Genomic DNA, 15,604 nt, shown 5'->3' with positions numbered 1-15,604 from the left:
AAACCTAGAAGAGTAATTTTTAGGAATTACTCTTCTTTTAATATATTATTATGAATTTTAAGAAGATCGTTTTTCAGGCACATAAGATAATAGGCTTAGTTACAGGTATTATAATTTTTGTTGTTGCCATTACCGGTTGCTGTTGGGTTTTTAAAGAAGAGATTGAATCCCTAACTAGCAAAGAGATCTATGTTGAACCTCAAAGTACTGCAATCTTAACTCCTTCTGAAGTAAAAACTATTGCAGAAGATGTATTTCCAGAAAACACCATTCATGGTGCTATTTATGGAAAAACCAATGAAAACATTGAAGTAGTATTTTACGACTTGGAGCCAGAATTTTATAAGAGTGTGTTCATAGCTCCGTATACCGGAGAGATTCTAAAAATTAATGATCATTTCTCAGGATTTTTTGCTTTCGTTCTTAAAGGTCATACCAGATTATGGTTACCCGCTTGGTTGGGAGAAGAGATCATTGCTATCTCTGTGTTATTATTTGTTATTATCATGATCACAGGATTTATTCTATGGTTACCTAAGAAAACTAAAAATTTAAAGCACAGATTAAAATTTAATTGGAAAAAGACCACGAGATGGAAAAGAAAGAATTTTGATCTACATTCTATTGTTGGTTTTTACAGCATTCCGCTAGCCATTATATTGGCCTTTACCGGACTTGTAATGTCTTATGATTGGTTTCAAAAATCTATGTATGTAACTATTGGCGGAGAGAAAAATCCAACTTTTTTAATTCCGGAAAATATGGTTAGTCCAGAAAATATTAGTGCGTCCACGTTACCAATTGATCTTTTATTACCAAAGCTTAAAAATGAAAATCCTAAAGCAAAAAGTTTCGAAATACATTACCCTTATAATGCATCAGAATCTATATATGTAGAAGTTACTAATACAGATGGTATCTATTACGATTCAGATTTTTTATTCTTTGATCAAAACTCTCTGGAAGAAATAAAATCTCCAACAATTTATGGCAGGTATGAAGATGCTAAAATTGCAGATAAAATTCTAAGAATGAATTATGATATCCACATTGGTGCTATTGGTGGTATTGCTGGTAAGATCTTAGCATTTTTGATAAGTTTAACCATTGCAAGTTTACCTGTAACCGGGATACTACTATGGTATGGAAGAAATTACAAAAAAAAGAAGAGATCAACTAAAAGTAAACCTATGCTATAATATCAAGATATAGGCATTTGCGAATATTATAACAATGAGCGGAAATATTTATCGCTTATTCATAATACTCATATGCGTCTATAATATCTAAGTAGACACCATCAAAACCACACTTTATAATTTTATCTGTATAAGAAGATTCTGCTGCATAAATTATGTTCTGCCAGTCTTTGTTCCAATATTTCACCTTGTAATTGCCTTCCCATTCCGGATTTTCATTACTCAACCAATCCGGAGTATTTTTTTTCCAAGTACTATCCCAATAATATCGGTAAGACTCGGCTTCACCAATAGACATATAAGAAATCACTAATCTACTCCCACCGTTTTGTTTGGTCTTTAATTGCTGAACATCTTCTTTCGTGAAAATCTCTTCATTATAATAGGCATCTAATATTAGAAGATCATAATTTGTTTTGGAGAGTGCTGTTAGCAGCTGATTTTTAGTACTAAATTGGTCATAATTCAACAGATATAAAAAATTCTTAGCCATCTTTAAAGAGGTGATATTCGAAGAATTTTCATTATTAAGAGTAGTATTTGTATCTGGAATCTTATCTAACTCTCTACTTGGTGCAGCAAAGGATATATAATTACTATCATTATTTTCAGCATAAGATTTCATTACCTTCGAGGAAGTCCAGCAATAATCTACCACCAATATCTTTTTATTTTCAGCATAAGAAATATCCAGCAAACTTTTAAGCTCCTTAGTTACATCAACCGGAGTACGCTTATCATCGTCTTCATAACCATACAAAAGATCTTCTTGTGCATTGGCGTCTATGGCTTTAAGATAAGCAGTAGCTCTAGGATCTTCCGGCTCTCCATTGCTGGTAATAAGTGCTATTCCATTTTGAGGAATAATCATAAAATTAGGAGCCAAACTATGAGAATAAGTACTAATATCAATTACGAAATCTCTCATTTCCTGACGGAAATCTAGATCTTCCAGTGGCATTTCAGGGTCGTTGCTAGAACATCCAAGATTAATAGTTAACAACAGGGCTAAGAAAATCATGAAAAAGCATTTCATAAATAAGGTTCTCTGTCAATTAGATGCATAAAAACCATTCAAAATTACGCTTTTAAGGAATTGCTTCTTTAAAAAATGATTATATTTTTGTAGGAATTGTATCTTCGAAGAATCTTACTAAAAACCTATGGGGAAGGAAGCAGTGATGTTGGTATTGGAGGGAACATATCCTTATAATGGGGGTGGAGTTTCTACTTGGGCACATTTATTATGTAGTAAGGTGCAAAACGTAAATTTCAAATTGTACTCTATAAATGCAAATTTTGAAAATAAGCCTAAATATGATCTAAGTCCGAATATCACGGAAGTGATTCAGGTTCCTTTATGGACCCCAGATGAGCCTTATGATTATATTAGTTACGGTGATGAATATTATAAAACCGTGGGAAAGAAAGAATGGACTACTACTGCCGTAGTAGAAAAGAATTTTGTTCCATTATTCTCTAAGCTTCTGAACCTAATTTATGATGAAAATGTAGATGTTAAAGACCTAGATGAGGTTTTTAGAGCGTTATGGTTGTATTTTGAAGACTATGACTATAAAGAGACCATGAGAAGTGAGCCGGTTTGGAAGGCCTACAGAGAGGCGATCTCTAAAAATATCGTAAGAGACTATAGCCCGGATGCAGCCTTAATAGATATTACTATTGGTTTACGATGGATCTATAGATTTCTAATTCCATTGGCCATTACCGACGTTCCAAAATGTGCTATTGCGCACCTAACTCTCTCCGGTTTCCCAGTTATTCCGGCTTTGATTGCACATTATAAATACGGTACCAAGATAATGCTTACAGAGCACGGCGTATTTATTAGAGAGCGTCTATTGGCGCTTAATAATTCCGAATATCCGTTCTTTTTAAAACGACTTTTAATACAATTCTCTGAAGCCATAGCAAAACTGGCTTATTACAAATCTGATGCGATTGTTTCTGTAAATCAATTCAATATAAAATGGGAAAAAATGTATGGGGCAGATCCTAAAAAGATCTCTATAATTTATAATGGAATAGATTCTGAAAAATTCAAGCCTAAACCTAAACCTCAACATCTTCAGAAGATACCAACCGTAGTGGCTGCTGCAAGGATCTTTGAATTAAAAGATGTATTAACCATGATACGATCTTGCGCAGTTGTAAAGAAAGAAATTCCAGAAATACTATACCTAGTTTATGGTGACGATAAAGCAGTTCCAGAGTACACTCAAACCTGTTTAGAACTTATTGAAGAATTAGGAGTAGAGGAAAACTTTAGATTTATGGGACCTAGAAATGATTCTCATGAGATTTTCCCGGAGGGAGATCTATCTATCCTAACATCTATATCAGAAGGTTTCCCGTATACTGTAATAGAAAGTATGAGTTGTGGTGTTCCTGTAGTCTCTACAGATGTGGGTGGTGTAAAAGAGGCACTAGATGAAAACAGCGGATATTTATGCAAACCTAAAAATGCAGAAGAGATTGGATTACGCATTATAGAATTATTGCAGGATAATGAGAAACGCTTAAATATGGCTAACCATGCCAGACAGCGAGTTTTGGACAATTTTACCATCTCAAAGTTCATACAACAATATGAAGATATTTACGAATCGCTTTTACAAGAGAATATAGTAGAGAGCAAATACATGGAGGTGGAATAAATGAGTCCGGATCAAATAAAAGCGGTAGCATCGCTAATTATACAGGTTAAAGAACGAAACGGTAAGCCCGTAAACCTAAATGTAATAATTGCCACTATAGAATCTTTAGGGATACGAGAAATCGATGCTCAAAATGATTATGGTTTTAAAAGTATCTCTCACCTTGCAGAGTACATTTACAAAACCTTTGGGCTTAGAGCCTATAATAATCTTAAGAACGATAAACAACGTATTGCAGAAGCTAAAAATTATAAGAAAATAGCAATAGCTTCTAACTTTTCTTCTCGAGCCTTAAAGCAATTTGTAGTTGAAAATGGCTCTGGTATAGCAAACTTTTTTCCTGTTTCAATTCAAGTGATATCTATTGTACTGTTTGGCATATCGCTCTGGACCTTTTCAAAATTTAATAACCTCCAATCTACCGCTGTAGTTTTAGGTGTAATAATTGGATTCATTGCAACAGGTGGGTTTGTTCAGGTTATTGGGAAACAGGTGTCCTATTACTGGTATAATGAAGATTTCTACATGGCCCGGCATTCGGTAATCAAGATCATAAAATATGGTACACAAACCATCTTTGCTATATTCCTGCTATCTGCAGTACTCAACTTTATAACCCCACTTTATTCTTTTAGTTTTGTTATAATTTGCTTTGCCTATGCTTTATTAATTGGGTTTCTCCTTTTAGTATTAGCTCCTCTATATGCGTTAAAGCAACGTTGGATGATCACGGTGAGTATTACCTTAGGAACTGCTTTGGCTTTAGCATTGCATTTTACTACCAACATACCTGTTTACATTATACACTGGAGCAGTATTCTTTTTGCAGCATTGATTCTGTATTTTACCTGCAGTGGTTTCTAAAACATACACTAAAGAGGAAAATATCCCGGTCTATCGTAGAACCAAAGGTTACCCTGTCTATCTACAGGAATTTTAATTATTTTCTATATGGGATATTCTTTTTCCTTTTTATATTTATGGACAGGATCATAGCCTGGTCTTCTTCTACAAATCGTGAGATTCCCTATTTATTCTACTACGAAAAAGATTATGAGATTGGAATGGATCTAGCCATTCTATTCTTTTTCTTATTGGGGGGAGTTCTGGAATATAGCATCACATCGTTTAACAGACATTTAGATTATTATCAGCTTATTCACAGCTATTCTAAATTTAAGAAATTCAATTCTAAGATGATAGAATTATATTATAGAAATTTAAGATTGTTACTTATAACCACTGTAGGAGTTGCCATACTCTTATATCTTATTATGACGCAACCTTGGGGATACAGCGCCGGATTTGATGAAACCCTATCTGAGCTCAGTATTAAAGTAAGCATTTTAGGTAGTTTAGGATATATTTTCCTAACCATTGGTGTTCTTAACACCTTATATCTATATACTCTTAATCAAAATAGAAAACCCCTAATAGCTATAATTGCAGCACTAATAACCAACTTTACATTTGGTGTGCTTTGCAGCAGGTTGATATCTTATGAATATGCCGTAATTGGCATGATGTTAGGATCTTTAGTATTTATGATCGTTACATTTAGATACACCAAACGTTTTTTTAAAAATCTGGACTATTACTATTATGCAGCGTATTAAATTTATAATGATGTACATTGTTTGCTTTTCCATATTTAGCTTTTCTAAATGCAAGAATGATATTGAGAAAAAAGTTTTAGTAAACTATGGAGATTTTGATCCGGAAACTGTAAAAGGTTATGATTATCTAATCATAGAAAGTGCACATTTTTCTGCAGAAGATATTAAATTATTGAAAATGCACAACCAAAATGTGCTGGCTTACGTAAGCTTTGGGGAAGTGAATGAATCTGCCTCTCATTACAGCGATATTTCAAAATACACCTTGTCTAAAAATGAGGTTTGGAACAGCTACGTTTTAGATTTAGCTAATAAAAATACGAGACAAGCAGTGTTTAAAATTGTGCAGAACAATATTGAAGAAAAAGGTTTTGACGGTCTGTTTTTAGACAATATAGATAATTATACTTCATTTGGACCTACCCCTTACAAACTAGCTGCTTTGGTTAGTTTTTTAAAAGAGATCAAAGAAAAATATCCAACAACTCACCTCATGCAAAATGCGGGACTTGAGGTTTTGCCTAAAACAAAAGATCTAATAAACTCTATTGCTGTAGAATCTATAGCAACAGATTATAATTTTGAAACTTCTACTTATAAACTAAGAGAAAGCAAAGACTTTAAAGAAAGATTAGATCACCTTAATAGGACAAGTCAGCAATTTGGCTTGCCTACCATAATAATTGAATACGCAGATACTAGAGATCTGGCCAAAGAAGTACTTAAACGTATGAGAAGCTACAAGACAAACCTTTTTATAGGTGAAATAGAACTTCAAAACATTCCGCGTTATGAACCATGATATCCTATTTTGGTTTAGCGCTACGTTGCTGGGTCCATTAAGAATTTTCCTTTTTTTCCTGATCTTCTATGTTTTCTATAGACTATCTGCTGTAAAACTACCAGAACAAACAGGTATAGAATTCTTTGTTCCCAGGCTAATCATGCTTCTATCTGTTGCCATTATTGGAAGTTTGTTCTTAACACAGATAAATGGTTTTGACACCATGCTCATTTTAATGATCACTTCGCTCTTTTTTATGCTGAGTTTTCTAAATCTTAAAAAAGGTAAACCCCTAAAAAAACAGCTTCAAAAGGTTTATAGCAGATTTATAATTTATGTAGTGAAACGGTTTGAGAATAATAGGGCTTTGGTAGAAAGTAAGAATTTTCAAAAAAGAAAGCCTGAAAGTAAAGATTCTAAGAATATCAAATTCTGGCAAATAGGTATCGCCACTTTTATATTCGCAGCGATCTTAGTGAGCAAGTATTATTTCTTAAAATATGATAATTATTTATTGAGTTCTTCCTGGTATGAAGATCTAGATAAAATGAAGGCCATTGCAGATCAAACCTGGTTTAGTATTGTTACAGATTCTATGGGTAGCTATGCTATAATCTCTCTTTACGCTAAAATTACAGGTTTAAGTGATATGTTGGCGCTTAGCAATTCTGGATTTATCGAGTCTGCGCTGTTGGCAGTAATTATTTATTGGGCGCTTTATAAAATTACTCACAAACACGGGCCTGGATTACTTTCTGCACTTGTATTTGGATTTGGTTACTCCATTATTCCTTTAAATATAGATTCATTATTGCAGCATAAAACGGTATTCCTTTCTATGTCTCTTGCTTTGCCGTTAATGATCTTTAATATGTATCCTACAAGTTTCAGACAGAAAAAAAGGATGTTCTTTAATTGGAGTCTTGTATGTATTTTGGCGTTGAGTTTTTTAAACTTATTTATTGCGCTAGGGATCTTATTACCATTTTTTATTATCTGTTACCTTATCAATCCTTCAGAAAAAAGAGCCTATAATAAAGAATCTATACAGGCCTATTTCTTAAGTGCTTTAATTATGGCTGGCATCTATGCTATCGCATCTTTTTTTCTAGAAAGAAATTTTATAGATGTCTTTATGTCTAAGCTGGCATCTTATGATTATTATACATATACCCCAAACCTTATTATTCCTTTCTCTGAATTAGTTTGGTATTATCTTGGAGCGACACTTTTCTTAGGTTTAGTTTCAGCATATTTAATTTTTAAAAAATCAGAACGTTGGAGATCTATATCTACCATTCTTATCTTTGTGATCTTTTTATTGACTATATATACTGTAGAAGTTCCGTTTTTTGATGAAGACCTTTTGCTTCAGGTTATTTCTGTATTCCTGCCTATAGTATTAGGGCTCTTATTCTATTTGATATATCTGCCCGTGCAAGCCCTATTTAAAAAGGTGAGCATCTCAAATTCGGTTGAAATTAGTCTCGCAATGGTTCTTGCTTTTGGTATTTTTTATATGAGTAAAAATGATGCCAGCGCAACTCAAGGCGTTTTTAGCTCTAAAAGAGATGTGCTTCAAGCGTATTTTGAAATTGAGAACAATAGACTTCCCTATTCTTATGCAGTGGTTAATACTTCTAAAAATAGTCGTGTTAGCCGTGGAGGGCATTACTTTTTGAGTTATTCAGATTTTAATAGTGCCTATCTTCAAAAAGATGCGCTTTTCCATAAGTATAAAGAACAGAAAGAATATTTAAAAACACATCCCGAAGTCATATTACCATCAAGTGTTTTTGTATTTGTTCCAAACAAGCGTAATGCACATGTTCCTGATGAGGTTTTTAAAAGTCTGCAAACTCTTAGAAAACGTGGAAGAGAAATGAAACCTATCTATGTAGGAGAATCTATAAAAGTTTTTGAGATCGTGAATATTCCGAATTCTAGTAAAATAAATGATTTATTGCTGTGAGAATGATAAGAGGTTATAGAATAATCATTGTGTTAACTACGGTATTTTTCACATTTTTAAGTTGTGAGAAAGATGTAGAAAATGAAATTGTTTTTAGTAAAGAAACGGCAGAAGTAAGTTACGAGGCATATAGTGATGATCCTTTGGTAACATTTCTGGTAGACCCAAAAGAGTCTACTAGTATGGATTATAAGAATAATCTTCAAAAAACACTTAATTACTCTAAAATCCCATTTAGAGCCATTAGTCTGGAGAAATTTAATGCTGATCCAAATTTAGGAATTAACAATAAGGTAGTAGTAATTACTGAACCTCAGGAGCTAAGTGATAATGCTTATAATAAAATACTTCAATTTATAGATAATGGAGGAATGTTATTGCTACCAACAATTAGTGCCGGAGAAAAATTTGAGTTCTTAGCCGGAGTTCTGGCAAATACGAGCAGAATAACAAATACAGAAGCTAAAGGATATCTTTCCAAAGATGATATTCTCCCAGATTTCAAAAATAAAGCCTTTAAAATAGGAACCGTTCTTTATGGAATTTCTAGAGAGAATTTTTCTCCAAATATTAAAGTAATAGCTACCTCTAGTAATGATCTGGAGTATCCCGCTATTGTTCAAAACGATCTAGGAAACGGGAAAGTGATTTTAATGAACACTTCTCAGGCTTTTGAAAAACGAGATAGAGGTTTGTTATTTAGCATGCTCTTAAAAGGATTGGAAGGAATGCCTTATTCTGTAGCCAACACCACAAGTATTTTTTTAGACGATTTTCCAGCACCACTTTATGATATGGCCATGGAACCGGTACATTCTGAAATGAATGTTACTCAGGCCCAATTTTATACAGACCATTGGTGGCCAGATATGGTGGAATTAGGAGAAGAAGAAGGTCTTGTTTATTCTGCTTACGTAAGTTTTGATTATCGCAATCTTACGGTACCTCCTTTTACTTTTGAAGAATGGGAACAATCTAAAAAACGGGTGGAGGGAAAAAGTCTTTCCGCGTCAGATTGGCTTATGAATAAGATTAAGAAATCTAAACACGAGTTGGCTTTCCACGGGTACAACCACGTTTCTCTCTTAAAGAACGATTGGCCTAGTTATGACTTTATGGTGCTGGGATTAAAAGCAGCAAAAAAGAGATGGGAACTAAAAACCTATGGAAAACTTCCAGTAACTTATGTTCCACCTTCAAACAATATAGATAGCTTAGGATTTGCAGCTCTGGCTAAAGTTTTTCCTTCCATTAAATATAACGCAAGTTTATATTTAGGCGATTTCAAAGAAGGTGGAAATAGAGAATATGATGTAGAACCTTATAATGATCATTTCTTCAATTTTCCACGAGTAACTAGTGGTTATGTTATGGATGTTGCTAATCAATACAATCAGCAAAATTTATATTTATACACCGGTATCTGGTCTCATTTTATCCATGCAGATGATATTTATCAAATTCCGGCAAACACCATAAATTACGAAGAGGTGTACGAATTCAGGAATCAGGATAGATTAGGCTGGAAAATATCTGAGGATGGCTCTGAAGGATTATTTCCTAGCTTTAAGTCTTATATCCATCAAACCAAAAGATTATATCCATTAATGAGATTTTTTGCAGTTAAGGATGCTGCTAAGATTGCCCAAGATTGGAGAAAATCCACTTATACTTATAGCTTTAATAAAGATGAAGTAAAAGTGAAATTAAGCATGGAGCAGGCAAACTGGTGGTTTGTTTATGTAAGTTCCAAAAATAGCGCTTTAATGGAACAATCTTTTAAAAAGCGATCTTATGAATTTAGTAAAACAGCATTTCATAAAGGTAGCCTCTACATGATAAAAACCCCTGCTGGAACTATAAGTGCTCCTCGAATTTTCGGTAAAAACAATAACTCTAACATCTCTTTAATAGAACAATATGAGCAATACCTCTCTTTAGAAGAACTACCAGTACAGGCCAATCCTTCAGAAAACATCAAACAACTTAGAGCTAGTATTACAAATTCCATTGCTTATAATGAAAGTAATTGGACAGAACTGTTCCAATATTTAAGCTGGAATAATAGTCAGGCAGAGATCTGGCCTTTATTAAAAGAAAAATACGAGAATAGTAATAAAGATCTTAGGTACATTTATTTAGCTGAAAAATTTGTAAAAGGTAGCGATTATCCGGATTTGCAAACTCGCAAATATTGGATGACGGAGAAGATAGCTATTTCTAATGACCCAAAAACCAAAATGGACTATATAGGATATTTTGGGGAGCAAGACGAGGTTAAATTAAGTGCGGCTGAATTAAAACAGTTAATTAAAGATGCAGATCCAGATAATAGAACCTCTTTTATAGAGATTTTAATTAAGCGCTATCCTAAAGAGGCTATGTCCATATTTAATGTGTCTGAACCTTGTGAAACTTATAAAAACTCGGGAGAGATCATAAGCTGGTTCTATGCAGATCATAACAATTTTGAAAAAGCGATAGCCTGGTCTAATTGTTCAAATTCTATAGATAAAGTAACCATAGACCAATGGTATCTTAAAACAACAGATGTTGAGAAGATAAAAGCACGAGATTATACTTTATATATAAATTGGTTATTGATTAATGAACCATCTAAAGCTACAGCAGCGCTTATAGATATAGACCCGTGCAGTCTTAACTATAAATCTATCGCATTAGATATTGCATACGCCTTCGGAAACCAGGGGAGTTATCGTAAAGCTATTGAATGGAGCAATTGTACTACAGAATTTCCGGTGCTTACTAAATTGTTCTGGCACGCACAATTGAAGCAAACTCAAGAAATAGAGGCGCTTTATGCCAATACAAAACTTTCAAATGAAAAATTTGATGAAATTCAAGCTTTTTTAGTTTCTTACTATATTTCCGAAAAGAATTACAAAAAAGCCTGGACGCTTACTAATACCATGGCAGCATCAGCCAAAAAAGAGGAGCTTAGAACACAATTCAATAAAGACGTGCTTTATCTAGATAGCAGTCTTCAAAAAGAACTTCTACTAGAAACACCAGAACTATTTGATGCACCTATTGCAGCATCTATAAGAAAGAAAATAAGAATAACAGAAAGCGATTTTATTCAGTTAAATGGAATTATGGTGGCAGATAGGTTAGATCCTAACTATTATGAAGCCAAGCTGGGTTACGGACTTCGAGATCGTAAATACAATACACATATCATTAGCGCAGTAAAAAATCAGGCATACAGAGTGCCTGTGGTTAATGTTGATAAAGAAAATATAGACAGAGGTTTATATGGGTTGGATTATCAATTTCAAACTGCTATAAAACCAGGAAAATTTAATTATTCCGGAGGTGCGAGGTTGGAATTTGACACTGCAGACAATGTATATTATCACTTACGAGCTGGAGCTTCTATAAGTCATGACAGCCTTTATAGCGCTGCAGCAGCATTTAGAAGGCCAGCATTAACTGGTGGGGCTTATGGATTAAAAATTTACCAAACTCAACTTAACATATACGAAGAACTAAGGATCAATAAGATCTTTAGGTCTACCTTATATTTAGAAGGAAATCATTATGATGATGATGGCACTGTAGATGCTACAGCAGCTTTGGCTTTTTACGGGAAGGTATACCAAAATGGAAGGTCTTCAATATCAGGTTTTACAGAAATTGCCGGTTTGTTAGGTAATAACGATAAAAGCAGCGGTTATCCATATTGGACATTAGAGGAAAGGCTATATGGAGGTATTGGTGCCGGATATTCTTTTAATATTCCTAAAAAAGACATTAATATAACATTAGATGCAGCTTACTTTCTAGACACTTTTTCTGATAACTTTCAACGGTATCGAGGAAGTTTAAGCTACCCTTTTTATGATAAGCTCTATTTTAGCGGTAATCTGGAATTCTACACCTTGAAGAACTTTTATTCTAATAATTTTGGAATAGGGCTTAAATATTATTTAGATTAAGAGAACGCATAAAGCATGAACAGAATAGATCTACCATACCATCTAATAATTCCTGCTCTTATTGCTGTATTTGCCCTTCTTGCTATATTCTACAAAAGAAAGGGCATGTTCTTTAGTGGAAAGCGTAAGTGGTTATGGATTGGTTTAACCGTGTTCTTTAGTTTCTATTTAATAATAGTTGGTGCAGCTGCATATTCTGATATTTCGTTGAAACTCACTTTGCTTGAATTTGATTTGAATGGAGATGATTTTTTTAGCGGGACTGAAATTACACCTCAGCAAAAGATCGCTATGCAAAGGGTAAGTTCTGATACCGCAAGAAACTTTTCTGTTATTACCGGTTTTATTATTTCAGGAATTTTGGCTTTTGTAGTATTTCTAATTGGTAAAACCTCTGAAAGATTATTGAAAAAAAGAACAATTCAGAACTTAGGGTAGCTCTCGGAAATCTATAAATTATCAGAATTCTTAACTATAGCAACCCTATTAGTCCTTTTTTTGAATTAGATACGCAAAAGCCTCCATACCCTTAGTATGATCAAAAATTACTTTAAGAACACCTATAATTGGTAAGGCTATAATGGCACCTACAATTCCCCATAATGCAGAGAATAGAATAACACCAAAAACGGTGATAAATGGATTTAAATTCGTTTCATCTCCAATAATCCAAGGTGTAAGTATATAATTTTCTAATAATTGAGCAGCAGCAATTACGGCTATCACAATAAGTGCAGGAGTTGCACCAGCATATAGAAATGACAATAATACTGCAACACCACCTCCTATTATATTACCAACATATGGAATGATAGAAAACAAAGACGCAAAAAGTGCTAAGAACAGCGCATATGGAACAGAACCTAAAATAAACCCTAAGTAATAGATCCCAAATAAAAGAATCATGATTTTTCCTTTCCCGAAAAGATAGCTTGTAATTATTTTTGATGAGTTGCTAAGAAGAGATCCCATAGCTTCAGAATTAGAGGTCAATTTTTTAAAGAAGCGGATAAACATGACCTTTTGCATTAATAGAAGAACTATATAGATGAATATTACAAAAGATTGTGAAAGAAGATTAATAATAGAAGATAGAAATACTCCGGCAACACTTTCCATTTTTTGAACTAGCCTCTTATTATTGTCTATATAATCTTTATAATCCCAATTTAAATTCTGATTTGCCCACTGTGAAAGATCATTTAATTTACTGGTGGCCTTTTCTTTAATTGTTGGCCAATCTCCAGCCATGGTATTGATCTGAGAACCTATTAGCCATGTCAATAGAAAAAATATTACTAGCATTAAAATTACAGAGAGTGTTATAGCCAACCAATTTGGTACTCCCCACTTTTTCATTTTCTTGGCAGGTTTATCTAAAAGAACTGCAATAATAGCTGCTATAAAAAGAGGAAGTAGAAGGCTGGAACCTATGTAAAGTATTGCAGAGATGCTTCCAAATATAAGTATTGCTTTAATTAGATAGCTGCCAGAAATACTTATTTTAGAATTACTCATATGATGAATTTTGAAATGGAAGACTTAATTTGATCTTCATTCTTAAATGTAAATTTAGCCGATTTTTTTAATCTAGACTCCTAGGTGTTTTGTTAAATCTAAAAGCATTGCGATCTCCTTAAAAATCGCAAAAGCACTTTAATTAAAAACGAATAATTTTGTATAAGGATAAGGAAATTTTAGAGTTTTTGAGGAGCTAAATTTTATTAAATTAGTGAACGATGCCTCGATCTAACTAAAGAAGTCTACAAAACATGGATACAGAATATGATTATGTAATAATTGGTAGTGGTTTTGGAGGTTCTGTAAGTGCTCTTAGATTATCAGAAAAAGGTTATAAGGTTCTGGTAATAGAAAAAGGAAAATGGTTTAAAGCAAAAGATTTCCCTAAAACCAATTGGAATTTTAGAAGATGGCTTTGGATGCCGAAATTAAAATTTTTCGGTATTATGAAACTATCAATCTTTAGACATATTGCAATTATTTCTGGTGCTGGTGTAGGCGGTGGATCTTTGGTTTACGCTAATACCTTACCAACTCCCAAAACAGCGTTCTTTAATTCTGGAAGCTGGAAAGATCTAGAAGCGTGGGAACATACATTAAAACCTTATTACCAGGAGGCACTTAAAATGTTAGGTGCAGCACAAAATCCAAAATTATTTGATGGCGATGTGGGGCTCAAAAAAGTTGCAGAAGATCTAGATATCAAAGAAAATTTTGAAGCTACGCGAGTTGCAGTATTCTTCGGAAAACCAAATATTACCCAAAAAGACCCCTACTTTAATGGCGAGGGGCCAGATAGGTCTGGTTGTACATTTTGCGGTGCATGCATGACGGGGTGCAGATATAATGCAAAGAACACCTTAGATAAGAATTACCTTTTTCTAGCTCAAAAAAACGGAGCAGAGATCATAGCAGAAAATGAGGTTATAGATGTGCAATCGATCCATGCCAAAGATGGTTCAGAAGGATATGAGGTTTTAACAAGAAGTAGCACTAAATGGCTGAATCAGAATAGAAAGATCACCACAAAGGGGGTAATCTTTTCTGGAGGAGTTCTTGGAACTGTGAAATTGCTGCTAAAACTAAAAAAGAAATCGCTACCGCTACTATCTAATAAAGTAGGTGAAGATATAAGAAGTAACAATGAAACATTAATAAGTGTATCTGGGTTGAATAAGGAAAAGAATTATTCTAGAGGTGTGGCAATAGGAAGTATTTTAAATACAGATGAGAATAGTCATCTAGAGATCTGTAGGTACGGAGAAGGATCAGACGCATGGAAGCTAGCACATTTACCTTACGTAACCGGTTCTAATGTAGCTTCCCGTATTTTCAAAACGCTGGTAAAACTCTTTAAAAATCCTATAGACTATTTTAAGATATATTTCGTGAACGGTTGGTCTAAGAATACCGTTGTGCTACTTTTTATGCAAACTTTAGATAGCACTCTAAAATTTAAAAGAAATATTTTTGGGCATATGTATTCTACGGTAAGTACCGGGAAGGCTCCTACTCCATTCATTCCGGAATCTATACAACTTGCAAAGGCGTATCGCAAAGCAATAAATGGAGTTAGTACATCCTTCGCTTTAGAAACATTAGCAGGTATACCATCTACTGCACATATATTAGGGGGTGCCGTTATGGGAGAAGATATAGATACAGGTGTAATAGATAAACATAATAAGGTTTTTGGCTATAAGAATATGTTTGTAATAGATGGCGCCATGATCTCATCTAATCCAGGAGTGAATCCTTCACTAACCATCACAGCAATAGCAGAGCATGCTATGGACCAAATTCCTGCAAAGACTCTTTAACTAACACTCTCATTTTGTAAGCTAGAATTTTTAAAAAGGCTAAATACTTTTAATT

Annotated in this window: 10 protein-coding genes; 8 read left to right on the top strand and 2 right to left on the bottom strand. The window is 33.7% G+C overall.

Annotated features, from left to right (window positions below):
* Positions 1-50 precede the first annotated feature (50 nt).
* Entirely contained in the window at positions 51-1,199 is a 1,149-nt protein-coding gene (locus tag P163_RS03365) for a PepSY-associated TM helix domain-containing protein (protein ID WP_034887588.1), read from the top strand.
* A 55-nt stretch (positions 1,200-1,254) separates the two neighbouring features.
* On the opposite strand, the gene P163_RS03360 is transcribed toward P163_RS03365, so the two are convergent.
* Positions 1,255-2,220, bottom strand: coding sequence for an endo alpha-1,4 polygalactosaminidase (locus P163_RS03360; RefSeq protein ID WP_231556146.1), 966 nt, complete (start codon positions 2,218-2,220; stop codon positions 1,255-1,257).
* A gap of 142 nt (positions 2,221-2,362) precedes the next feature.
* Here P163_RS03360 and pelF point away from each other — a divergent pair, with 142 nt between their 5' ends.
* The 6 genes from pelF (at position 2,363) to P163_RS03325 (ending at position 12,646) form a co-directional block, all read left to right on the top strand.
* Positions 2,363-3,877 (top strand): GT4 family glycosyltransferase PelF, encoded by a 1,515-nt coding sequence (gene pelF / locus P163_RS03355; protein WP_034887585.1) that lies wholly within the window; start codon positions 2,363-2,365, stop codon positions 3,875-3,877.
* 647 nt (positions 3,878-4,524) lie between these two features.
* Complete coding sequence (gene pelG, locus P163_RS03345; protein WP_081891278.1) at positions 4,525-5,493, top strand: exopolysaccharide Pel transporter PelG; 969 nt, start codon at positions 4,525-4,527, stop codon at positions 5,491-5,493.
* Entirely contained in the window at positions 5,480-6,295 is an 816-nt protein-coding gene (locus P163_RS03340) for an endo alpha-1,4 polygalactosaminidase (protein WP_034887579.1), read from the top strand. The genes pelG and P163_RS03340 overlap by 14 nt, the downstream gene beginning before the upstream one ends.
* Positions 6,285-8,249: a hypothetical protein gene (locus P163_RS03335; RefSeq protein ID WP_034887577.1), complete on the top strand. Its 1,965-nt coding sequence runs from the start codon at positions 6,285-6,287 to the stop codon at positions 8,247-8,249. The genes P163_RS03340 and P163_RS03335 overlap by 11 nt, the downstream gene beginning before the upstream one ends.
* A 2-nt stretch (positions 8,250-8,251) precedes the next feature.
* The gene (locus P163_RS03330) at positions 8,252-12,208 is read left to right on the top strand and encodes a DUF2194 domain-containing protein (protein ID WP_034887575.1); all 3,957 of its coding nucleotides are present in this window, start codon (positions 8,252-8,254) and stop codon (positions 12,206-12,208) included.
* Positions 12,209-12,223: 15 nt separating this feature from the next.
* Positions 12,224-12,646, top strand: a complete 423-nt coding sequence (locus P163_RS03325; RefSeq protein ID WP_034887574.1) for a hypothetical protein — start codon at positions 12,224-12,226, stop codon at positions 12,644-12,646.
* Between the two features lie 48 nt (positions 12,647-12,694).
* Here the strand turns inward: P163_RS03325 and P163_RS03320 are convergent, their stop codons facing one another.
* A complete protein-coding gene (locus P163_RS03320; RefSeq protein ID WP_034887571.1) occupies positions 12,695-13,726 on the bottom strand; it encodes an AI-2E family transporter in 1,032 nt (343 codons plus the stop codon).
* Between the two features lie 254 nt (positions 13,727-13,980).
* Between P163_RS03320 and P163_RS03315 the strand changes: the two genes are divergently transcribed.
* Entirely contained in the window at positions 13,981-15,549 is a 1,569-nt protein-coding gene (locus P163_RS03315) for a GMC oxidoreductase (protein ID WP_034887569.1), read from the top strand.
* Positions 15,550-15,604: the final 55 nt, after the last annotated feature.

Origin of the sequence: Gillisia sp. Hel_I_29, assembly GCF_000744275.1 — a bacterium.
Lineage (GTDB): Bacteria > Bacteroidota > Bacteroidia > Flavobacteriales > Flavobacteriaceae > Gillisia.
The sequence above is the reverse complement of the archived record's forward strand: the minus strand, read 5'-3'. Positions and strand labels throughout refer to the sequence as shown.

Coding starts and splice junctions, on each gene's coding strand:
- P163_RS03330 (WP_034887575.1), top strand. CDS start 8,252: ATGATAAGAGGTTATAGAATAATCATTGTGTTAACTACGGTATTTTTC.
- P163_RS03315 (WP_034887569.1), top strand. CDS start 13,981: ATGGATACAGAATATGATTATGTAATAATTGGTAGTGGTTTTGGAGGT.
- P163_RS03365 (WP_034887588.1), top strand. CDS start 51: ATGAATTTTAAGAAGATCGTTTTTCAGGCACATAAGATAATAGGCTTA.
- P163_RS03320 (WP_034887571.1), bottom strand. CDS start 13,726: ATGAGTAATTCTAAAATAAGTATTTCTGGCAGCTATCTAATTAAAGCA.
- P163_RS03335 (WP_034887577.1), top strand. CDS start 6,285: ATGAACCATGATATCCTATTTTGGTTTAGCGCTACGTTGCTGGGTCCA.
- P163_RS03340 (WP_034887579.1), top strand. CDS start 5,480: ATGCAGCGTATTAAATTTATAATGATGTACATTGTTTGCTTTTCCATA.
- pelF (WP_034887585.1), top strand. CDS start 2,363: ATGGGGAAGGAAGCAGTGATGTTGGTATTGGAGGGAACATATCCTTAT.
- P163_RS03360 (WP_231556146.1), bottom strand. CDS start 2,220: ATGATTTTCTTAGCCCTGTTGTTAACTATTAATCTTGGATGTTCTAGC.
- P163_RS03325 (WP_034887574.1), top strand. CDS start 12,224: ATGAACAGAATAGATCTACCATACCATCTAATAATTCCTGCTCTTATT.